The following is an 18,959-nucleotide window of genomic DNA, read 5'->3' on the forward strand; positions in this document are numbered from 1 at the left end:
GTTGTTCTCCGGTTTTGTTCAATGCGCCGGCCGCCGCGCGGCCGGGATTCAGGCGTAGCGGCGCACCAGCAACTCCACCAGGCCGACGAAGGCCTCGCTTTGCAACTGCGGCGCGCCGCCTATGATCAGCGCGAAAGCCTGCTGCGCCACGTGCAGCGGGTAGAAGGCCAGCTGGCTGCGGCCGGCGGGGTCCACCGCCGCCCAGGCGGCGCTGCCCAGGTTCAGATGGTTTTTCAACAGCAGGTGATGGCGGCGGCTCAGCGACATCAGGTCGCCGGCCAGCGCGGCGATCTCCTCCGCGGTTTCGTGGCGGAAGCCGGCGGTGGCGTAATAGAGGCCGTTGTCGTCGGCCAGCAGGGCCTGGCCGCTGCCGGACAGCGCCGCCAGCAGTTCCGGCAGCTGGCTTTCCAGATTGCCGGCCGCCGCCGGCCGCGGCGCGGCGGTGCCGTGCACGAATTCCAGCCGCTGCAGGCGGTAAAGGGTGGCCAGCGCCTGTTCCAGCTCGTCGTCGCACCATTCGCTGAGCAGCGCCTCGCTCAGCGGCACGGTGTGGCCCAGGCGCAGGATGTTGAGCAGCAGGCGGCGGGTCAGGTCGGCTTCGGCGCCGGCGACGGCGTAGAAGGCGCCGGCGGGCGTCGCCATCGGGTAGAGCGGGCCGCTCAGGCGCAGCTCATCGTTCATTGCGCTTCTCCCAGGCCGGGGTCGATAGAGAACAGCAGGGCCAGCAACAGCTGCTTGATGTCTTCGCGGCGGCGGCAGTCCACTTCGAATACCGGCGCGTTCAGGCCGTGGGCGGCCAGCGCCTCGGCGTAGACCGCGGTGGACGGCAGCGGCTTGAGATCGGTCTTGCTGACGCCCAGCGCCAGCGGCGCGCGCCGCAGCAGCGGTTCGAAGGCGCGCAGGAAAAAGGCGAGATCTTGCATCGGGTTGGCGCGGCTGTGATCCAGCAGCAGGATCAGGCCGATGCCGCCGCGGCTGACGATTTCCCACATGAAGTCGAAGCGTTCCTGGCCGGGCGTGCCATACAGATGCACCTTGGTGTCGGCGTCCAGCCGCAGCATGCCGTAGTCCAGCGCCACCGTGGTATGCGCTTTGCGATGCAAGGTCATATCGCTGGCCTTGGCGTCGGTGCGGATGGGCGCGATATCGCTGATGGCGGCGATGGCGGTGGTCTTGCCGGCGCCGACCGGGCCGGCGAACAGGATTTTATTGTCTTGGCTGCGCATGATGGGAATCAGGTAAGGCTCACAAGCTGGTCACTTTTTGCAGGAGCCGGGACAGTAGGCCGGCGCGTTCGGGCGCGGCGGCCTCGGTTTGCGGCGCGCCGGGGCGCACCGGCGCGCTGGAGATCACTTTCAGGGCCGGCGCGTCGCTGCGCCAATCCAGCAGTCCGATGGCGTGGGTGGCGGCGAGGAAGTCGCAAGCGTGTTCGGGTTCGACGCGCAGCAGCCGCACCATGATGCGCAGCGTGGCCGGGGTCTTGGTCAGCAGCGCGCTCAAGCGCGTCGCGTCCGGCAAGGCCTGCAGCCGGGTCAGATTGGGCCATTGCCGCAGCCGCAGCGGCGTGTCGGCGCCGATGCCGGCCGGCAAGCGGCCCTGGCTGCTCCAGATCGCCAACTGCCACAGCAGCGCCGGCAGCGGCTGGGTGAGGACGCCGGGTGTGGCGCCGGCGGCCTGCGCGCGCAGCGTCGGCGCGTCCTGGCGGCACAGTTCGCGCAGCTGCTCCGCCGGTTGCAGCCATTGCGCTTGCGCGCAGTCCGGCCGCAGCCACAGCAAGGGTTGGCCGTCGGCCAGCAGCAGCGCCGGCCGCGGCTGACGCGCCAGCCGCGCGGCGGCGCCGAGCAGGCCGCGGCGCGGGTCGAAGCGCCGCACGGTGACCGAGCGCGGCGCGGCGGGGGCGGCGCTGGGCGCGATATCCGGAACCGCGCGGGGTTCGGCGAGCGCGGCCGGCGCTGCGATCGGAGGCGCGCTATTTGCCGCGGGCGGTGCAACTGAGGTGGTTTGGGGCGCGCAGCCGTCCTCGGACCGTGTTGTCCGCGGCGGCTTGGCCAGCAGCGCCTGCAGTTGCGGAAATAGGGTTTCCACTCGCAGAGGCTTGCCCAGCACCGGTGCCGGCGCTTGAGCCGGCGCGCTGGAGGCGACTATCAGCGCCGGCAAGTCCGGATGACGCTGGCGGAAGTCCTCCCAGGCCCGCCAGCCGATGGCGCTGTCGATGTCGACGATGGCCAGGTCCGGCGGCGAGTCGGGCGCGCCCGTTTCCAGCAGGCGGTAGCGCAGGCTGCGATGCAGGCGGAAAGCCATGCGCAGCAGCGCCAGCTTGCGCTCGTCCATGCCGACGGCGAGCACGGCTATATCGATGGCGGTGAGATCTTGGCTCGGCATGGCGGATCAGGCGGCCAACATGCGCCGGTGGCTGGGGCCGGCCTCGGTGTCGAAACCGGCCAGATGGGCGCTGACCTCCAGCGGCAGCCGCGGCGCATGGCCGCGCAGTTGGCGCAGCAGCCACTGGAAGCGGGCCGGGTCGTCCTGGCGGCGGTAGAGTTGCAGCAGCGGCGGATAGTTGGCGGCGTCGTCCGGCTGCGCCAAGACCGCTTGTTCCAGGATATGAATCGCCATGTCCACCTGGCCTTCGCTCAGATAGGCGTCGGCTTCGGCGCGGGGATCTGTCGCCGCCAGCTCGGCCGTGGCGGCATGGCGAGTCACCAGCGGCAGACGCTGCGGCGCGGAGCCGACCGCGGCGATATTGAGGCCCAGGCTGCGGCCGATGCGCTCTAGTTCCGGCCGGTCTGGGCGCAGCGCCAGCAGATCCAGCGCCGGATGGACGCCGAGCAGCCAGCCGGCGTGGATCAGCTGTTCCTTGAGGTCGGCGCCGTGGCCGTCCAGCAAGAGATGGAATTGCCACAATACCCGCACATAGCGCTGCAACTGCCGCTGCCGGTAATGCACATGCAGCAGGTCCAGCAGGTGGGAGAGCGAATCCGGGCGCAGCGCCAGCGCCTGCTCCAAGGCGGCCGCGGCCGCGGTGTATTCCTGCCAGCGCAACCAGACTCGGGCCTGGCGTTCTGCCGGCAGCAGGGCGGCGACGGCGTCCTTTTCCGCCTCGTTCAGCGGAAACAAGGGCGCGTAGCCTTGCAGCAGTGTTTGCGGGCGCAATGGACAGGGTTCCAGATCGCCGACGTCCGCGGCTTGTGCCGGCGCAGTCGGCGCGGCCGATGCTTCAAGCGCCGGCGCATCGTCGCCCAGGCGCAGGCGAATCGCCTCGGGGTCCCAGCCCAATCTTTGCTCGGCCAGCACGCGCAGCGCCAGATGGTTGCGCTCGATGCGCAGCCCGGCTTCCAGCGCCTGTTCCAGTTGCTCGCGCCCGATCAGCGCCAGATCATGCTGGCGTTCCAGCATCGCGCCGTAGTCGTCCAGCGCGCCGGTTTGCAGGTACAGCCCGGTCAGGCGTTGCAAGTGCTTGGCCGAATGCGGCGCCAGGCGGTCCACATAATGGCGCAAGGCCTGCGCCGCCTGTCCCAGGTAGCCGAACTCGATGAAGATGTCGACTTCGGTCAGCAAGTCGACTTCGTCCACCTGATAGGGCTGGCCGGCGGCATCTGTCGGGCCGTCCAACTCTATTTCCCTAGTGTCAGCGATATCCTCGCGACCGGCGCCGGCGCGGCCGGAGCGCCAGCGCAAGGCGGCCAGCAACGTCAGCAGGCCCATGGCCAGCGCCAGGCCGGGAATCAGCTCCATGCCCTGCGGCAGCCAGTCAGCCATGGGGGATGGCCTCCCGCGGCGGCGGCGCGAAATCGGCGGGGCCGATCAGGTCGGTGCCGCACTCCAGGGTTTCGAACCAGTCCAGGAAGCGCTTCACCATCGCCTTGCCCTGGAAGGAGCCGCCGTGCTGCGGCACTATCCATTCCACGTCCAATTGGCGGACCATGTCCACCCATAGCCGGCAGGCCTTGTTATTGGTCATATAGCGGCGGTGGAAGGCGAGCATGTGGCTATCGTGCAGATGGGAGTCGAAATCGCTGACCGGCAGGCCGGCGGCGTGGCCGTCCATCAGCGAGGCGCCGATGTCGCCGGAGAACAGGATCTTGCTGATCGGATCGTAGATCTGGAAGAAGCCCACGGTGTGCAGATAGTGGGCGGGGACGATTTGCAGATCGGCGCCGCCCAGGCGCAGCCACATGCCGCGCGGCGGAATCGCCACCAGGCGCCCGGCGGTGGCGCCGCGCATGCAGAAATGGGGCAGGAAGCGGGTCCATTCCTCGGCGATGATCACCTGGGCGTCGGTGATCAGCAGCCAGCCGCCGACCGAGGCGATGATGTCCGGATCCTGGTGCGAGGCGAAGATGTAGCGGGTGTGCGAGGGCAGGAAGTAATCGGCCAGCTCGGCGATCAAATGCTTGTAGGTCAGATTGCCGCCGGGATCGAGCAGGATGCCTTCGCCCTGATCGATGATGGCGAATTGATTGGACTGAATGCCTTCGCCTTGCACCAGTTCGGTGAAGGCCACGCATTTGTGATTGCCGTCGTCGTAAAGCACCAATGCCATGAGCTGCCTTGTCTGCTCGAACGCGCCCGCGAGCGTGGCGGGCGCGGTGTCGCCGCGTATGCCGTAAGAATGGCGCAATATTATGCAGCTGGTATGGTTGGGGTCTTGACCTGGGTCAAGCCGACCCGGAACGAATATTTCGATACCGACATGACAGCGCGGCATTAAAGATGTATTATTTTTACATCTTTAAAAGCGCAGCGGCCCGGAAGGGCATTTTTTGGCGCGAATAATATGTATTTCACACACATCTTCAAGGAGCCATCATGTTGAGTCCCACCACCCGCCAGTTGGTCAAGGCCACCGTTCCCGTGTTGCAACAGCATGGGGTGGCGCTGACCAGTCATTTCTATCGCCGCATGTTCAGCCACAACCCGGAGTTGAAGAACCTTTTCAACCAGGGGCATCAGCATTCCGGCCAGCAACAGCAGGCGCTGGCCATGGCGGTGCTGGCCTATGCCCAGCATATCGATGACCCCTCGCCGCTGGCGCCGGTGCTGACCCGGGTGGCGCACAAGCATGTGAGCCTGGGCATTCGCGCCGAGCACTATCCCATCGTCGGCAAGCATCTGCTGGCATCGATCCAGGAGGTGATGGGGGAGGCGGCCACGCCGGAGCTGGTCGAGGCCTGGGCCGCCGCTTACGGACAGTTGGCGGATATCTTGATCGCCGAGGAGCGCGAGTTGTACCGCGCCACCGCCAATGCCGAGGGCGGCTGGGCCGGCTGGAGGCCGTTCCGTATCGAACGCAAGGTGGCGGAGAGCGAGGAAATCACTTCCTTCTATCTGGTGCCGGCCGATGGCGGCGCGGTGCCTGGTTTCCGGCCTGGCCAATATGTGTCGGTCAAATGCTTCATTGAGGAATGGGGCCTGGCCCAGCCGCGCCAGTACAGCTTGTCTGACGCGCCCAACGGCGAGTATCTGCGGATCTCGGTCAAGCGCGAGGCCGGCGGCGAGGACAAACCGGCGGGACGGGTATCCAACCTGCTGCACGCGGAGAAGCGAGAGGGCGATGTCCTGGAACTGAGCGCGCCGCAGGGTGATTTCTTCTTGCATGAGGAGCGCAGCGGCCCGGTGGTGTTGATCAGCGCTGGCGTCGGCCAGACGCCGATGCTGTCCATGCTGCGCCATTTGTTGAAAACCGGCAGCCGCCGTGAAATCCGCTACTTGCACGCGGCGCGTCATGGCGGCGCGCACGCGATGCGCGAGGGCGTGCGGCAAATGACGGAGAACCACCCGCAGTTGCGCGCCCATGTGTGTTATGAAGCGCCGCGCGCGCAAGACCAGTTGGGCCGCGACTTTCAGCAGCAGGGCCGGCTGCAACTGAGCCAACTGCGCGAACTGGCGCTGCTGAACGACGCCGACTACTACCTGTGCGGCCCGGTGGGCTTCATGCTGGCGCAGCGCGCCAGCCTGTTGGACCTGGGCGTGGCGGCGGAACGGGTGCATTTCGAAGTGTTCGGCTCCAACGCCGTCGCCGGTTGAGCGGCGCGCCGCCCGCGTCCCCATTGAGTCGGCGGCGCAGGCGGCGTATGCTGCCGCGGTTTCCCTCTAGGTCCCGGACCATGCAACTGACCCGTTTCACCGATCTTGGCCTGCGCGTGCTGATGTATCTGACCTGGCAGGAGGATGGCCAGCTGGCCACCATCCCGGAAATCGCCGAGCGCTTCGAAGTGTCTCGCAATCACTTGGTCAAGGTCGTCCACTTCATGGCGCAGCAGGGCTGGCTGCAAACCAGCCGCGGCAAGGGCGGCGGATTGGCGCTGGCGCGAGCGCCGGAGCAGTACCGCGTCGGCGAGGTGGTGCGCGCGCTGGAAGGCTTGTCGCAGTTGATAGACTGCGCCGAGCCGCCGTGCGCGCTGCGGCCGGGCTGCCGGCTCAAAGGCGCGTTGGATCTGGCGCTGGCGGCGTTTTTCCAGACGCTGGACCAATACACGCTGCGTGACATCATCGCCGCGCCCACCGGTGAGGCCATCATCCGGCTGCATCGGCTGGCGCCTGGCGTCAAGTAATGACGTTGTTGTTTTTATTTGATTAAATACATTTTCTCATTTGTAATATTTTTTACATCACCTTGTCGTGAATTGGATGGGTACTTACACTGCCCGCCATGCCTTATTCGATCCTAATCCCTATCATTCTGTTGCTGGCCGGTTGTGACGCGGCCGAGCTGTCCAAAATCAGTCAATCCGCGGAAGTGAAGGCGCTGGCCAAGGCCGGTGAAGCCGCGCTGCGCCAGCTGGAGCAGGCGACGCGGCCGGCCGACGCCGCCGCGCCGGGCCGGGTACAGGCCGCAACCTTGGTCAGCGGCAGCAAGCAAGTGGGGCACCGCGATTTTTCCAATGCCAAGAAAGTGCTGCCACGCGTGTTCGCCGGCATGGAGCAGGATTTCTACTGCGGCTGCGATTACCGCGACAAGGCGGTGAACTGGAAGTCTTGCGGCTATGCGCCGCGCAAATCGGAAACCCGCGCCAGCCGCATCGAGTGGGAGCACGTGGTGCCGGCCTGGAACCTGGGCCACCAGCGGCAATGCTGGCAGCAGGGCGGCCGCAAGAACTGCGCGTCCAGCGACCCGGTGTTCCGCATGGCCGAAGGCGATCTGAACAATCTGGTGCCGGCGGTGGGCGAGGTCAACGGCGACCGCGCCAACTTCGCTTACGGCGCGTGGAGCCGCAAGCCGACGCCTATGTACGGCCAATGCCAATCGGTGACGGATTTCGGCAACAAGCGCTTCCAGCCGCGCGAGGAAGTGCGCGGCGCGGCGGCGCGCATCACTTTGTACATGCATGCCCGCTACCAACTGCGCATGAGCCGGCAGGACCAGCAACTGATGTGCGCCTGGGCGCGCCAGTATCCGGTGGATGCCTGGGAGCGCCGCCGCGACGCGCGCATCGTGCAGTTGCAGGGCGAGGGCAATTTCCTGGTGGCGCAGCCGCAGCGGCTGGCCGAGCTGTGCGGCGCTATTTGACCGCGCCGTCCATGCCGCGCATGAAATAGCGCTGGCAGAACAGGAAGACCAGCAGCACCGGCGCGATGGTCAGCACCGCGCCGGCGGCCACCATGCGGGTGGAAGTGGCGAACGCGCCTTTCAGGTATTGCACTCCGACGGACAGCGGATACAGCTCCGGGCTTTTCAGCACCACGCTGGGCCAGACATAGCTGTTCCAAGACCACACCAGGGTGAAGATGGCCAGCGTGGCCAGATAGGGCCGGCTCAGCGGCAGGCAGATGCGCCAGAACAGCTGCCAGTCGTCGGCGCCGTCCATGCGCGCGGCGGCGACGATTTCCTCGGGAATCTCCTCGAAGGCGTGTTTCATCAGGAAGATGCCGAAGGCGCCGGCCAGCGCCGGCAGCGCCACGCCGACGCGGCTGTCGTCCAGGCCCAGCCAGGACAGGGTCACGTAGTTGCTGAGCACATTGGTCTCGCTGGGCAGCAGCAAGGTGGCGATGATGGCGTAGAACACCCATTGCCGGCCGCGGAAGTGCAGCTGCGCCAGCGCGAAGCCGGCGCAGCTGGAAACCAGCAGCGTGCCGGCGGTGGTCAGCCCGGAAATCAGCGCCGAGTTCCACAAAAACCGCCCCATCGGGATCTGCTGCCAGACTTCGGCGAAGTGGGCGAGGGACCAAGCGTCCGGCAGCCGCGGCGGGAAATCGAATACCTGCTCGCCGTCGCCCAGCGCAATCGCCAGCGTCCACACAAAGGGATAGCAGGCGGCGCCGGCCAGCGTCAGCAACAGCAGATAGTCCGGCAGCCGCCGCAGCGATCGCGCGACGGCGCTGGAACGAAGGGGGGGCATGACGGCGGAAGTCTTGGCTGACATGGGCGGGCCTAACGGTGGTCTGGGCGCAGCAGGCGGAAATTGAGGCCGGCCAGCAGCAGGCAGACCACGGTCAAGAGTAGGCCGGCGGCGGCGCCGCGGCCAAAGTCCAGTTGATCGAAGCCCTGGTGGAACATGTAGTAGAGCACGGTGTAGGTCGAGTTCAGCGGCCCGCCGCGCGTCATCACCAGCACCTCCTCGAAGGCCTTGAGCGCGTCCAGCGTCGAGATCAGGCTGCAAAACAGAATGGTGGGCTTCAGCATCGGCAGGGTAATGCGCCAGAAACGCTGCCAGGCATTGGCGCCGTCCAGCCGCGCCGCTTCCTGCATCTCCGCTGGGATCGCCTGCAGGCCGGCGAGGTAGAGCACCATGTAATAGCCGATGCCGCGCCAGAAAGTGACGAACATCACTGAAAACAGCGCGATGTCCTCGTCGCTGAGAAAGCCGATCTCCTGCTGCGCCGCCAGCAGGCCCAGCCAGCGCAGCGCGCTGTTGAGCACGCCGTAATCGGCATACATCCAGTTCCACATGATGCCGACCACGGCCACGGTGGTGATCACCGGCAGATAGATGGCGGCACGGAACAGCTTGATGCCGCGCAGCGACCGGTTGGCCAACAGCGCCAGCGCGATGGCGGCCAGCTGGATGGCCGGCACCACCAGCAGATAGAGCAGGGAATTGCGCAGCGCGCGCCAGAACACCTCGTCCTGCAACAGATAATCGAAGTTCTCCAGCCCGGCCCATTGCGGCGGCGACAGCAGATCATAGCGAGTGAAGGCCAGATAGCTGCCGAACAGCAGCGGCCAGAACGTGAACACCGCCATCAGCAGCAGGGCCGGAGTCAGGAACAGCCAGGCGTTGCGGGCGCTGGATCGCATCGTGGAAACGCGCTTAGCGCAACTGCCGGTTCCAGAACGCTGCGGCCTCGTCCAGCGCCAGCTGGGCGTCCTTGCGGCCGGTGACCGCGGCTTCCGCGCTGTCCACCAGCTTTTTCTTCAAGTCCGCCAGCCGCGGCACGCCGCTCAGGCTGAAAGTGCGGATGTCCGGCGCCACCTTGGCGCCCTGGACGCGGGCGGCGTCGACCAGGCTGCCGCCGGCCTGGGTGAAGTAGGGATCGCGCAGCGCGGCGCGGGTGGAGGGAAAGGTGGCGCCGGTCACCTTGGAAAACGCCAGCTGTTGCGCGTCGCTGGTGAGGAAGCGCGCGAACTTGATCGCCTCGGCCTGGGTGGCCGCGGGCAGGCCCTTGGACACCGCCCAGCCAAACTGGTAGCCGCCCTGGACCATGCCGGTGGGACCCAGCGGCGCCGGCTGCACCCGGCTGACCGCGAAAATGGCGCGGGCGTCGCTCTGGGTGCGGCGCACCGCGGTGGGCGCGGTTTCCATCATCGCCAGCCGGCCGCTGTTATAGAGCTTGACGCTGGCCTGGTAGTTGTCGTCGGCGAACAGGTTTTCCTTGGCCAGCGCGCCAGCTTTGTAGGCGTCGGCGTATTGGCGCAGCAGCGCCGCGTGCGCCGGGCTGTTGAAGACCGCCTTGCCGTTCTGCAGCAAGGGCAGGCCGCGGCCCAGCATGATGCCGTCGATCTGGCCCAGCTGCGGTAGCAGGCCGGGCACGCCGGTCTTGGCGCGGATGGCCTTGGCCGCGGCCAACTGCTGTTCCAGGCTGTCCAGCTTGCGCGCCGGGTCCAGGCCGGCCTTGCGGAACAGCTCGCCGTTGAGCACCAGCACATTGACGTTGTTGTACCAGGGATAGGCGTAGAGTTTGCCGCCCACGCTCAGATCGCTCAGCGCATTGGGCAGATAGCCGGCCTTGTCGGCCGGCAAGGTCGCGTCCAGCGGCAACAGCGCGCCTTTCTGCGCGTATTTGTACAGCCGCGGCACGTCGTGGTTGATCAGCGCCGGAGGCCGGCCGGCGGCGATGGCGGCATTGAGCTTGGTTTCGAAGCCCTCGTTGAACACATCCACCCAGCGTAGCTCGACATTGGGGTTTTGCGCCTCATACTGCTTTTTCGCGGCGGCGAAGTAGGCGTCGAACTGCGGTTTGAGCGAGTCGGTCCAGTATTCGACCACGATTTTGTCGGCGCGAGCGGGGCCGGCCAGGGCCAGCAAGCCGGCGAGCAGCAGCGGGGAGAGGCGCATGGAAAATCCTTTGCGGTGAGGAGGGTGATCAGTCGGCCAACAAGAGCAGCGCGCCGGCGCAGGCGTCGCCTTGCGGCCGGCTGAGGCGGGCGGCGAATTCCGGCGGCAGCCAGTCGCGCAGCGCCCGGCCCAGGCCGCCGCACAGCGCCACCGGCAACTGCTGTTCCGGATCCAGCGCCTTGGCGATGGCCCAGGCGTCGCGGCCGGCCTGGCGCAGCAGTTCCGCGGCCAGCGAATCGCGGTGGCCATTGGCCACCACCAGCGGCGCCAGTTGCGCGAACAGGGTCGGCGTGGCGCGGCCGTTCCAGTCCATCATCGCCTGCCAGTCGCCGCCGACATGTTCCAGCACCGCCCGCGTCAGCGGCGTCGCGTCGAGACGGCCGTCCAGCGCCATCTGCGCGTATTGCGCGGCGCGCTGGCCCAGCCAGGCGCCGCTGGCCTCGTCGCCGCTGGGATAGCCCCAGCCGCCGACCTCGCGGTGGCAGCCGTCCGGATACAGGGCCTCGCCTATGCTGCCGGTGCCCAGCGCCACGATCACGCCGGGCCGGCCGCCGTGGGCGCCCAGCAAGGTGGTGTAGCCGTCGGTGGCCAGGCGCAGGCGGGCGTAGCCTGGGTCGGCGGCGCGGAAGGACTCGGCCCAGACGCTGTTGTGTACGCCGGACAGGCCCAGGCCTATCGCGCATCGCGCCGGCGGCGCCGGCGGCAGCCCGGCTTGTTCGAAGGCGCGGGCGATGACTTCGCCCACCGCGGCCCAGGCCTGCGGCACGCCGCGCGACAAGGCGGAAGGCCCGCCCTCGGCATGGGCCAGCGGGCGGGAGCGCGCGTCGCTCAGGCAGACGCGGGTGCCGCTGCCGCCGCCATCGACACCCAAGCGGTACTCAAAAGCTTCAGTCACGGTGCTGTCCTTGGTCAAATGCGATGCTCGGAACAAATCGTGCAACATCATCGACTTGCGCGAGAATTTGGCGATGCCATTAGAATTTTTTGGCATTCAATCATTACATTGGTATTTCGTCAAGTTGATTTATTTAATTGTGGTGACAATGCCGCCGCGCAGTCGTCGCCGGCGCAACAGGCCCGGTCGGCGCTCTTGTCCGGCCGGGTCCGGCTCGCCATACTGCCGGCATGAAATCCACTTCGGCAGGCCAGGATCCGCGCACGGTGGCGGGAACCAATCTGGAGCATGCCCGCGCCCACAACCGCCGCGCGGTGATCGAAACCATACGCCTGAACGGGCAGCTGACTCGCGCCGAGATCGCGCGCCTGACCGCGCTGACGCCGCAAACGGTGTCCAATATCGCGGCGGAGTTGCTGGACGGCGCCATGTTGCTGGCCGGCGAGCCGATGCGGGAAGGCGCGCGCGGCCAGCCGGCGATTCCCCTGAGCATCAACCCGGACGGCGCCTACTCGCTGGGCATACAGCTGGACACCCAGTCGCTGATCGCGGTGGCGGTGGACCTGGCCGGTCAAAGCCGCGCGCGGGTGGAGGCGCCGGTGCGGCGGCCGGGTCCGCAGCAGGCGCTGCCGCTGATCGAAGAGGTGGTGGCGCGGCTGCGCGCCGACTCCGGCATAGACTGGACGCGGGTGCTTGGCCTGGGCCTGGTGATGCCGGGTCCGTTCGGAGTGGAGGGCATGAGCTCGGTGGGTCCGACCACCTTGCCCGGCTGGGAAGCGGTGGACGCGGCGGCGGAACTGGAGCGCCGGCTGGGCTTGCCGGTGCGGCTGGAGAAGGACGCCACCGCCGCCGCCATCGGCGAGCGTCTGTATGGCCGCGCCGCCGCGCTGCGCAATTTCGTCTACCTGTTCATCGGCGCCGGGCTGGGCGCCGGCCTGTTTCTGGACGGGCGGCTGTATGCCGGGGTCAAGCATAATGCCGGCGAAATCGGCCATATGATCGTGATGCCGGACGGCAGGCCCTGCGACTGCGGCAATCACGGCTGTCTGGAACGCTATGTGTCGCTGCGCGCGCTGTATGAAACGCTGGGCCTGGCCGACGACGCCGAGTTGGCGGCCCGCAGCCTGCGGCAGCCGACGCCGGAAATCTGCTACGGCATCGAGCGCTGGCTGGCCACCGCGGCGGCGCCGCTGCGGCAGGCGATCAACATTCTGGAAAGCCTGCTGGATATCGAGGCGGTGGTGATAGGCGGTTTCTTGCCGGCGGATCTGCTGGAGCAGCTGGAACAGCGCTTGCATCCGCTGCCGGTATCGATACGCCATAGCAGCGGCCCGCGGGTGCTGCTGGGCGGTGCCGGTCGCGATACCGTGGCGCTGGGCGCGGCGGCGTTGCCCATCTTCGACGAATTCAACCCGCAGTACGAAGTGCTGCTCAAGGCTTGATGTGGCGTCTTTTTATGTCAATGGCTTGACCTGGCCGCCGCGGCGCGTAAATATTGCCCGACATTAAAGCAAAACGCTTTATTTATTTACCGGGAGCCGCGCCATGAAGATCCTGTTGAATCACGTCGGTTTCGAGCCGCAAGCACCCAAGCTGGCCTTGCTGCAAGCGTCGGCGGCCGACCGGCCGCAGGCGCTGATCCTGCTGGACCGCGAGTCCCGTCCGGTGCAGGAGATCGCCTTGCAAGCGCTGGGCATGGCCGAAGGCTGGCCGGAGTGGCATTACTGGCAAGCCGATTTCAGCGCCTGGACGCAGCCGGGCCAGTACCGGCTATGGCTGCCGGACAGCGCGCCGCCGGTGCTCAGTCATGAATTCACGGTGGCGTCGGACTGTCTGGGCGCTCAGATGCTGTCCGATCTGCTGAATCACTTCAAGTCGCAGCGTTGTACCGGCCTGTACGACCGCGCCGACCGCGCGGCGCCGGAGTGGGGCGGCGGCGCGCGCCGCGATGTCAGCGGCGGCTGGTTCGACGCCTCCGGCGATTGCTCCAAATACCTGTCCCATCTGTCCTACGCCAATTTCATGAATCCCCAGCAGACGCCGCTGCTGGCTTGGGCCTTGATGGCCGGCCGCGCCGCCCTGCCGGCGCAGCCGCGCTGGTTCGACGAGCGCATGGTGGACGAGGCCTTGCATGGTGCGGATTTTCTGCTGCGCATGCAGCACTCGTCCGGCTTTTTCTACATGACGCTGTTCGACGGCTGGAGCAAGGCGCCGGAGCAGCGTGAGCTGTGCGCCTTCGACACGCAGCGCGGCGTCAGGTCGGGGGCCTTCCAGGCCGGCTTCCGCCAGGGTGGCGGCCTGGCGATCGCCGCGCTGGCGCGCGCGGCGGAACTGCCGCGCGACGGCGAGTTCAGCCGCGGCGATTATCTGGCGGCGGCGCGGCGCGGCTTCGCTCATCTGCAGCAGCACAATACGCGCTATCTGGACGATGGCTGTGAGAATTTCATCGATGATTATTGCGCCTTGCTGGCCGCCTGCGAATTGTACTCGGCCAGTGGCGAGCCGGTGTTCGCCGATGCCGCCGACCGCCGCGCGCGGCGCATGTTGGCGCAGCAGGACGAGGCTGGCCGTTTCTGGATGGACCGGCAGCGGCGGCAGAGTTATTTTCACGCGGTCGAGGCCGGCTTGCCTTATCTGGCCTTGTTGCGCTTCGCCGCGGTATTGCCGGCATCGCCGCTGGCGAGCGCCGCGCGCCAGTCGGTGCGGCGCGGCTTGCAGGCCGAGATGGCGTTGACGGCGGCGCCGGGCAATCCCTTCGCCTATCCGCGGCAGTGGGTGGCGGTGGACGGCGCGGCGGGCGCGGCGCGTTTTTTCATGCCGCAGCGCAATGGCAGCGGCTATTGGTGGCAGGGCGAGAATGCGCGGCTGGCTTCGTTGGCGGCCGCGGCCGGCGGGCTGGCGGCGCTTGAGGGGCCGGAAGGCGGGGAGCTGTCGGCTTACGCCCAGGGCGCGCTGGACTGGATTCTGGGGCGCAATCCCTTCGATGTCTGCATGCTGCAGGGCTGGGGCCGTAATAACCCGCGCTATGAGCCGGGCTATTACAATGCCTGCGGCGGGGTGTGCAATGGCATCACCGCCGCGCCGGGCGCGGACGAGGGCATCGCCTTCCTGAGTCCGGAGCAGACCGATATCAGTCAATCCTGGCGTTGGACCGAGCAATGGCTGCCGCATGGCGCCTGGCTGTTCCTGGCGCTGTCGCTGCGCCGCGGGACGGCGTGAAATGCGAAACGCCATCGGCGAGCCGATGGCGTTTGAGCTGAACGGCCCCTTGGGGCCGCAAGCGCTTATTGCTGCTGGGTGCTGCGCGGACCGCGGTTGCCTTGGTAGCCGCCCTCGCGACGCTGGCCCTGGTAACCGCCTTCGCGACGATTGCCGTAGCTGCCGCGGCCGCCGCTGCCCGGACGACGATCGCCGTAGCCGCCTTTGCCGTTGCTATTGCGACGCGGGCCTTTCGGCGGGCGACGGGTGGGTTCCATGCCTTCGATCACGCCTTCGGTGATCTGGCGCTTCAGGTATTGCTCGATGCGGCGCACCTTGTGGAATTCCTTGGACTCCGCCAGGGTGATGGCGGTGCCGTCGCGACCGGCGCGGCCGGTACGGCCGATACGGTGCACGTAGTCTTCAGCCTGTTTCGGCAGGTCGAAGTTCACCACGTGGGTGATGGTGGGCACGTCGATGCCGCGCGCCGCCACGTCGGTGGCCACCAGGATCTTGATGCGGCCGCGACGCAGATCGTTCAGCGTGCGGTTGCGCCAGCTTTGCGGCATGTCGCCGTGCAGGCAGGCGGCGGAGTAGCCCTGGTCGGACAGCTTGTCGGCTAGTTCTTCGGAGTAGGCCTTGGTGGCGGAGAAAATCACGCACTGGTCAAAGCCGGACTCTTTCAGGATGTGATCCAGCAAGCGATGCTTGTGGTTCAGGTCGTCCGCGTACAGCAGATGTTCTTCGATGGTGCCGCCCGAGGTCTCGGTGCGGGCGATCTCGATGCGCTGCGGATCGCGGGTCATCTTCTCGGCCATGCGGCCGACGGTGCCGTCCAGCGTGGCGGAGAACAGCACGGTCTGGCGGGTTTCCGGAGTCGCCTTGACGATGGTCTCGATATCTTCGATGAAGCCCATGTCCAGCATGCGGTCGGCTTCGTCCAGCACCAGCATTTCCAGGCGGGAGAAGTCGATGCGGCCGGAGCGCATGTGGTCCATCAGACGGCCGGGGGTGGCGACGATCAGGTCTACCGGGCGCGACAGCGCGCGGGTCTGGTAGCCGAAGGAAGAGCCGCCCACCAGGCAGACGGTTTTCATCCAGCGCAGGTCCTTGCCGTATTCCAGCGCGTTCTTTTCCACTTGCTGAGCCAGTTCGCGGGTGGGGCACAGCACCAGCACGCGCGGGCCCTGGCCCTTGCCGGTGGAGCGCTCGGACAGCTTGGTCAGCGCCGGCAGCAGGAAGGCTGCGGTCTTGCCGCTACCGGTTTGGGCCGAGACCAGCAGGTCGCGGCCGGCGATGGCGGCGGGAACTGCCTGGGCTTGTACTTCGGTAGGGGAAGAGTAGCCGGCGGCTTCCAGCGCGCGCAGGATGGTCGGGGCGATGCCCAGATCGGAAAAATGCATGATGTCCTTTCAAGCCGGATACTGCCGGCGTCACTTGTAGCCAGGTTGGTGGCGGTCGGTTATACGGCGCCTTTAAGCCGTAAATCATCGGCACTAACCTGACAAGCGGCGAACAGCGGTCCAGTCTGATGCGACATTATAAGCGTGGACGAAGCCTGGAAATGGTCAGGGACGATGAAACAATCTCACACGGGCCGAGGCGTGGTTTGGAATGCCCGGTGGAAACACAAGAGGCCGGACTATACGGTAAATCAGACGGGTTTACAACTGTTTTTTAAAAACATGCCGGCTAAGTATTTGATTGTTTGCCGCTTGCGGCGGCGGATTTGTAAAAAAACGCCATGCAACGGCGGTGCTGGCGGTGGTCGCTGAGTAGTTTCGCGGCGGCGGCTTGTGGAGATTTGCGCGGTTCTAACTACACTTCAATACAGACTTGAGCTTGGACCTGGGCTTGGGCGGAATGCCGCCGTTGAGGGCTGATGAATGGGTGGAAAGAACCGATTTGCAAGTGCCGGGCGCGGCCGCGCCTGGCTGTTGTCCAGTTCCGCCGGCGCGGCGTATGCCGTCTGCGCCGGCTTGCTGCTGTCGCTGACGCTGGGCTTGGCCCTGCTTGCGACGGGCTTGCGGGCACAGTGGCTGGCGGGGGAGAGGGCGGAATTCGTCGCCGGACAGTTGAACTGGCAGCTATCGCCGGCCTTCGCCGCGCTGGCGCGGCTGGATGCCTTGCCGCCAGGGACGGATTGCGGCGCACAGGCGCAGGAGTTGGCGGAACTGGTGCAGCGCACCTCGCTGGTGCGCTTCGCGGCGGCGCGAGGCGCGGGCGGCGTGGTGTGCGCATCGCGGCGGGGCGTGGTGGCCGAGCCGTTCGAGAGCGGCGCGCGGCTGCTGCCGACCGGCAATGGCCGGATGGTGCCGGGCCTGCGGCTGGCGAATGCGGCAGGAATGCTGGAGCTGGACGCGGGCCCCTTGGTGGCGCAGCTGGCGCTGGCTGAGCGCGAAAGCTTGAAGATGAGTTTGCAGGTGGGCGGCGAGGTATTGGTCGCCAGCGGCGAGGTGAGGCCCTTGGGCGCGGAGCCGGTTGGCGAGGCGAGCTGGCTGCCGTCGGCGCCCGAGCGCATCGGCGTGCTGGCCGCGCCACAGTGGTCGGCGCTGGTCTGGCAGGCCTTGCGGACGCAGTGGCTGGCCTTGCTGCTGGCGGCGGCGCTAGGCTGCGGCATCGCTTGGGGCGTGCGCCGAGGCGGCGGCGGCCGCAAGGCGACCGGCTGGGAGATTGCCGAGGGGATTCGGCAGAAGGAATTCTTCGCGCATTACCAGCCCATCGTCACCGCGAGCAATGGCGAGTGCGTCGGCGTGGAAGTGCTGGCGCGCTGGCGACATCCGGTGCAGGGCAATGTGCGTTCCGAGGTGTTCATCCAGACCGCGATCGACGCCGGCCTGATCGTGGCGCTGACGCGTTATCTGCTGCGGCGCGTGGCCGAGGAGCTGCAGCAGATCGTGTTGCCGCCGGGCTTTATGGTGGGCATCAATATTTCCACCGAGCACCTGGCCTTGCCTGAATTGCTGGACGATTGCCGCGCGCTGGTCAATCTGCTGCGCGACAAGCAGGCGCAGCTGGTGCTGGAGATTTCCGAGCGCGCGCCGCTGCAGGAGGCCTCTGGCGCGCAGAAGGTGATCAATGGGCTGCGGCAGATGGGAGTGAGGCTGGCGCTGGACGATTTTGGCGCCGGCTATGCCGACAAGGCGTATTTGAGCCGCTGGGGCTTTGATTATCTGAAAGTGGAAAAAGGCTATGTGTCGGCGCTGGGGCAGGACAGCCTGAAGGGCAATATCCTGGACGGCCTGCTGCTGTCATCCAATGAGATGGGGGTGCAGGTCATCGTCAAGGGGGTGGAGACCCAGGGGCAGCAGAGCTATCTCAACGTCAAGGGGTTTGAATATCTGCAAGGCTTTTATTTCGGCAAGCCGATGACCTTGAATCATTTCCGGCAATGGCTGTATTCCGGCATCGCCGAAAGCCGCGGCCGGCCTCCCGGCAAAACTGGCGGCGAGGGCTGATCGCCGCCGTTCGCTTGGGCGTCGGGGCCCGCTTTGCTACAATGCGCCCTTTTTTGTTTCAGGAAAGGGGTAGGAATGGTGTATGCCGTGCAGCGTTATGCGGCCTCCCGTCCTTGGGCCAAGCGGATCGGTCAACTGTATGCGCAGGCCGCGCAGCCGTCCGCGGCTCGCAAGGAAATGAAGGAAGTGATCAAGCGTGAGCTGGAGCGCGCCGCCCAAGTGTTTGAAGTGCGGCAGCAGACCATAGTCGCCGAGCTGGCGCTGGCGGAATCCTGGGGCTGCTTTGCGCGCCATGGCCGCGTGATCTCCCACCTGGACGACGCCTTGGCTCAGGCTCTGGCCCATACCCGCCTGCCTTCCCATTTGCCGGATACCTTGATCCTGCCCGCGGATGCCTTCTTCCTGCATGTGCCGGCCGGTGGCGGCGCCTTTGTCGTGCATCAGCCGGAGCGCAAGGTCTTGTTGCTGACCCTGGTGGGCGCGGACTTTTCCCTGGAGGCCGCGCAGTGGCTGCAAGGCTCGGATGGCGTCGAGGCGTTGGCGGTCAGCTACCCGGGCGAGTTGGCGCCGCAGATCGCGGCGGTGGCGGAGCGCTGGCAGCCCTTGCTGGCCTCGGTGTTGAACGGGCTGGCGATGATGACCCAGCCCAAGCTGGAACTGGAGCTGGCCTGGCAGGCCGGCGCGCCGCAGCAATGGGTGGAACAGGCCGCAGCACCGAGCTGCGTCAAGACCCGGCAGCGCGGCCGCAGCCAGCTGTTGAAGGCCGGTTTCAGCGAGGTGAGCTATTGCCGCATCACCGAGCTTGGCGCGGCTGAGGCTTACGCGACCCAGGGTTATTGGCGCCGCCAAGCCTTTGGCGAGGCCAAGGCCAATTCGCGCCTGGTGTGGGTGGCGCCCAAATAGGAGCGAGCC

The 18,959-nt window shown here is 66.8% G+C and carries 17 protein-coding genes; 7 read left to right on the forward strand and 10 right to left on the reverse strand.

The genetic code is table 11. The features are described from left to right. Positions 1-48: 48 nt before the first annotated feature. From ACE3QM_RS06930 to ACE3QM_RS06950, 5 genes are read right to left on the reverse strand one after another with little or no spacing between them, the layout of a single operon-like run. Entirely contained in the window at positions 49-681 is a 633-nt protein-coding gene (locus ACE3QM_RS06930; RefSeq protein WP_048410239.1) for a hypothetical protein, read from the reverse strand. Further along, complete coding sequence (locus ACE3QM_RS06935) at positions 678-1,226, reverse strand: ATP/GTP-binding protein (protein WP_048410240.1); 549 nt, start codon at positions 1,224-1,226, stop codon at positions 678-680. The genes ACE3QM_RS06930 and ACE3QM_RS06935 overlap by 4 nt, the downstream gene beginning before the upstream one ends. Positions 1,227-1,245: 19 nt before the next feature. Beyond that, positions 1,246-2,382 carry a hypothetical protein gene (locus ACE3QM_RS06940; protein WP_374421140.1) on the reverse strand — a complete coding sequence of 379 codons (1,137 nt, stop codon included), beginning with the start codon at positions 2,380-2,382 and terminating at the stop codon, positions 1,246-1,248. Positions 2,383-2,388: 6 nt separating this feature from the next. After that, positions 2,389-3,759 (reverse strand): FimV family protein, encoded by a 1,371-nt coding sequence (locus ACE3QM_RS06945; RefSeq protein ID WP_374421142.1) that lies wholly within the window; start codon positions 3,757-3,759, stop codon positions 2,389-2,391. After that, positions 3,752-4,543 (reverse strand): MBL fold metallo-hydrolase, encoded by a 792-nt coding sequence (locus tag ACE3QM_RS06950; protein WP_374421143.1) that lies wholly within the window; start codon positions 4,541-4,543, stop codon positions 3,752-3,754. The genes ACE3QM_RS06945 and ACE3QM_RS06950 overlap by 8 nt, the downstream gene beginning before the upstream one ends. 266 nt (positions 4,544-4,809) lie before the next feature. On the opposite strand from ACE3QM_RS06950, the gene hmpA reads away from it, so the two are divergent. The 3 genes from hmpA (at position 4,810) to ACE3QM_RS06965 (ending at position 7,510) form a co-directional block, all read left to right on the forward strand. Continuing rightward, a complete protein-coding gene (gene hmpA / locus ACE3QM_RS06955; protein ID WP_374421145.1) occupies positions 4,810-6,027 on the forward strand; it encodes an NO-inducible flavohemoprotein in 1,218 nt (405 codons plus the stop codon). An 80-nt stretch (positions 6,028-6,107) separates the two neighbouring features. Beyond that, a complete protein-coding gene (locus ACE3QM_RS06960; protein ID WP_048410245.1) occupies positions 6,108-6,554 on the forward strand; it encodes an Rrf2 family transcriptional regulator in 447 nt (148 codons plus the stop codon). Between the two features lie 98 nt (positions 6,555-6,652). Further along, positions 6,653-7,510 carry an endonuclease gene (locus ACE3QM_RS06965; RefSeq protein ID WP_374421147.1) on the forward strand — a complete coding sequence of 286 codons (858 nt, stop codon included), beginning with the start codon at positions 6,653-6,655 and terminating at the stop codon, positions 7,508-7,510. Here the strand turns inward: ACE3QM_RS06965 and ACE3QM_RS06970 are convergent. The 4 genes from ACE3QM_RS06970 to ACE3QM_RS06985 are packed head-to-tail and all read right to left on the reverse strand — an operon-like array spanning position 7,503 to position 11,391. Then, the gene (locus ACE3QM_RS06970) at positions 7,503-8,339 is read right to left on the reverse strand and encodes a carbohydrate ABC transporter permease (RefSeq protein WP_374421150.1); all 837 of its coding nucleotides are present in this window, start codon (positions 8,337-8,339) and stop codon (positions 7,503-7,505) included. The two genes, ACE3QM_RS06965 and ACE3QM_RS06970, sit on opposite strands and share 8 nt — an antisense overlap. 32 nt (positions 8,340-8,371) lie before the next feature. Continuing rightward, entirely contained in the window at positions 8,372-9,238 is an 867-nt protein-coding gene (locus ACE3QM_RS06975; protein WP_374421151.1) for a carbohydrate ABC transporter permease, read from the reverse strand. 13 nt (positions 9,239-9,251) lie between these two features. After that, positions 9,252-10,496 carry an ABC transporter substrate-binding protein gene (locus ACE3QM_RS06980; protein ID WP_374421153.1) on the reverse strand — a complete coding sequence of 415 codons (1,245 nt, stop codon included), beginning with the start codon at positions 10,494-10,496 and terminating at the stop codon, positions 9,252-9,254. A 28-nt stretch (positions 10,497-10,524) separates the two neighbouring features. After that, positions 10,525-11,391 carry a BadF/BadG/BcrA/BcrD ATPase family protein gene (locus ACE3QM_RS06985; protein ID WP_374421155.1) on the reverse strand — a complete coding sequence of 289 codons (867 nt, stop codon included), beginning with the start codon at positions 11,389-11,391 and terminating at the stop codon, positions 10,525-10,527. 230 nt (positions 11,392-11,621) lie between these two features. Between ACE3QM_RS06985 and ACE3QM_RS06990 the strand changes: the two genes are divergently transcribed. Both ACE3QM_RS06990 and ACE3QM_RS06995 read left to right on the forward strand, forming a co-directional pair. Beyond that, on the forward strand, positions 11,622-12,833 hold the full coding sequence (locus ACE3QM_RS06990) for an ROK family protein (protein ID WP_374421156.1): 1,212 nt from the start codon (positions 11,622-11,624) through the stop codon (positions 12,831-12,833). A gap of 103 nt (positions 12,834-12,936) precedes the next feature. Further along, on the forward strand, positions 12,937-14,610 hold the full coding sequence (locus ACE3QM_RS06995; RefSeq protein ID WP_374421158.1) for a glycoside hydrolase family 9 protein: 1,674 nt from the start codon (positions 12,937-12,939) through the stop codon (positions 14,608-14,610). Positions 14,611-14,675: 65 nt separating this feature from the next. Here the strand turns inward: ACE3QM_RS06995 and ACE3QM_RS07000 are convergent, their stop codons facing one another. After that, entirely contained in the window at positions 14,676-15,992 is a 1,317-nt protein-coding gene (locus ACE3QM_RS07000; RefSeq protein WP_231461449.1) for a DEAD/DEAH box helicase, read from the reverse strand. A gap of 483 nt (positions 15,993-16,475) precedes the next feature. On the opposite strand from ACE3QM_RS07000, the gene ACE3QM_RS07005 reads away from it, so the two are divergent. Both ACE3QM_RS07005 and ACE3QM_RS07010 read left to right on the forward strand, forming a co-directional pair. Continuing rightward, positions 16,476-18,047, forward strand: a complete 1,572-nt coding sequence (locus ACE3QM_RS07005) for an EAL domain-containing protein (protein ID WP_374421161.1) — start codon at positions 16,476-16,478, stop codon at positions 18,045-18,047. Between the two features lie 75 nt (positions 18,048-18,122). Beyond that, on the forward strand, positions 18,123-18,950 hold the full coding sequence (locus tag ACE3QM_RS07010) for a hypothetical protein (protein WP_231461451.1): 828 nt from the start codon (positions 18,123-18,125) through the stop codon (positions 18,948-18,950). Positions 18,951-18,959 lie beyond the last annotated feature (9 nt).

Origin of the sequence: Chromobacterium sp., assembly GCF_041912965.1 — a bacterium.
Lineage (GTDB): Bacteria > Pseudomonadota > Gammaproteobacteria > Burkholderiales > Chromobacteriaceae > Chromobacterium > Chromobacterium aquaticum.

What these genes read in the sequence shown, in the direction of transcription:
- ACE3QM_RS06995 (WP_374421158.1), top strand. Translation starts at nt 12,937, where the DNA reads ATGAAGATCCTGTTGAATCACGTCGGTTTCGAGCCGCAAGCACCCAAG.
- ACE3QM_RS06975 (WP_374421151.1), bottom strand. Translation starts at nt 9,238, where the DNA reads ATGCGATCCAGCGCCCGCAACGCCTGGCTGTTCCTGACTCCGGCCCTG.
- ACE3QM_RS06965 (WP_374421147.1), top strand. Translation starts at nt 6,653, where the DNA reads ATGCCTTATTCGATCCTAATCCCTATCATTCTGTTGCTGGCCGGTTGT.
- ACE3QM_RS07000 (WP_231461449.1), bottom strand. Translation starts at nt 15,992, where the DNA reads ATGCATTTTTCCGATCTGGGCATCGCCCCGACCATCCTGCGCGCGCTG.
- ACE3QM_RS06950 (WP_374421143.1), bottom strand. Translation starts at nt 4,543, where the DNA reads ATGGCATTGGTGCTTTACGACGACGGCAATCACAAATGCGTGGCCTTC.
- ACE3QM_RS06990 (WP_374421156.1), top strand. Translation starts at nt 11,622, where the DNA reads ATGAAATCCACTTCGGCAGGCCAGGATCCGCGCACGGTGGCGGGAACC.
- ACE3QM_RS07005 (WP_374421161.1), top strand. Translation starts at nt 16,476, where the DNA reads ATGGGTGGAAAGAACCGATTTGCAAGTGCCGGGCGCGGCCGCGCCTGG.
- ACE3QM_RS06935 (WP_048410240.1), bottom strand. Translation starts at nt 1,226, where the DNA reads ATGCGCAGCCAAGACAATAAAATCCTGTTCGCCGGCCCGGTCGGCGCC.
- hmpA (WP_374421145.1), top strand. Translation starts at nt 4,810, where the DNA reads ATGTTGAGTCCCACCACCCGCCAGTTGGTCAAGGCCACCGTTCCCGTG.
- ACE3QM_RS06940 (WP_374421140.1), bottom strand. Translation starts at nt 2,382, where the DNA reads ATGCCGAGCCAAGATCTCACCGCCATCGATATAGCCGTGCTCGCCGTC.
- ACE3QM_RS06960 (WP_048410245.1), top strand. Translation starts at nt 6,108, where the DNA reads ATGCAACTGACCCGTTTCACCGATCTTGGCCTGCGCGTGCTGATGTAT.
- ACE3QM_RS06930 (WP_048410239.1), bottom strand. Translation starts at nt 681, where the DNA reads ATGAACGATGAGCTGCGCCTGAGCGGCCCGCTCTACCCGATGGCGACG.
- ACE3QM_RS06970 (WP_374421150.1), bottom strand. Translation starts at nt 8,339, where the DNA reads ATGCCCCCCCTTCGTTCCAGCGCCGTCGCGCGATCGCTGCGGCGGCTG.
- ACE3QM_RS06945 (WP_374421142.1), bottom strand. Translation starts at nt 3,759, where the DNA reads ATGGCTGACTGGCTGCCGCAGGGCATGGAGCTGATTCCCGGCCTGGCG.
- ACE3QM_RS06980 (WP_374421153.1), bottom strand. Translation starts at nt 10,496, where the DNA reads ATGCGCCTCTCCCCGCTGCTGCTCGCCGGCTTGCTGGCCCTGGCCGGC.
- ACE3QM_RS07010 (WP_231461451.1), top strand. Translation starts at nt 18,123, where the DNA reads ATGGTGTATGCCGTGCAGCGTTATGCGGCCTCCCGTCCTTGGGCCAAG.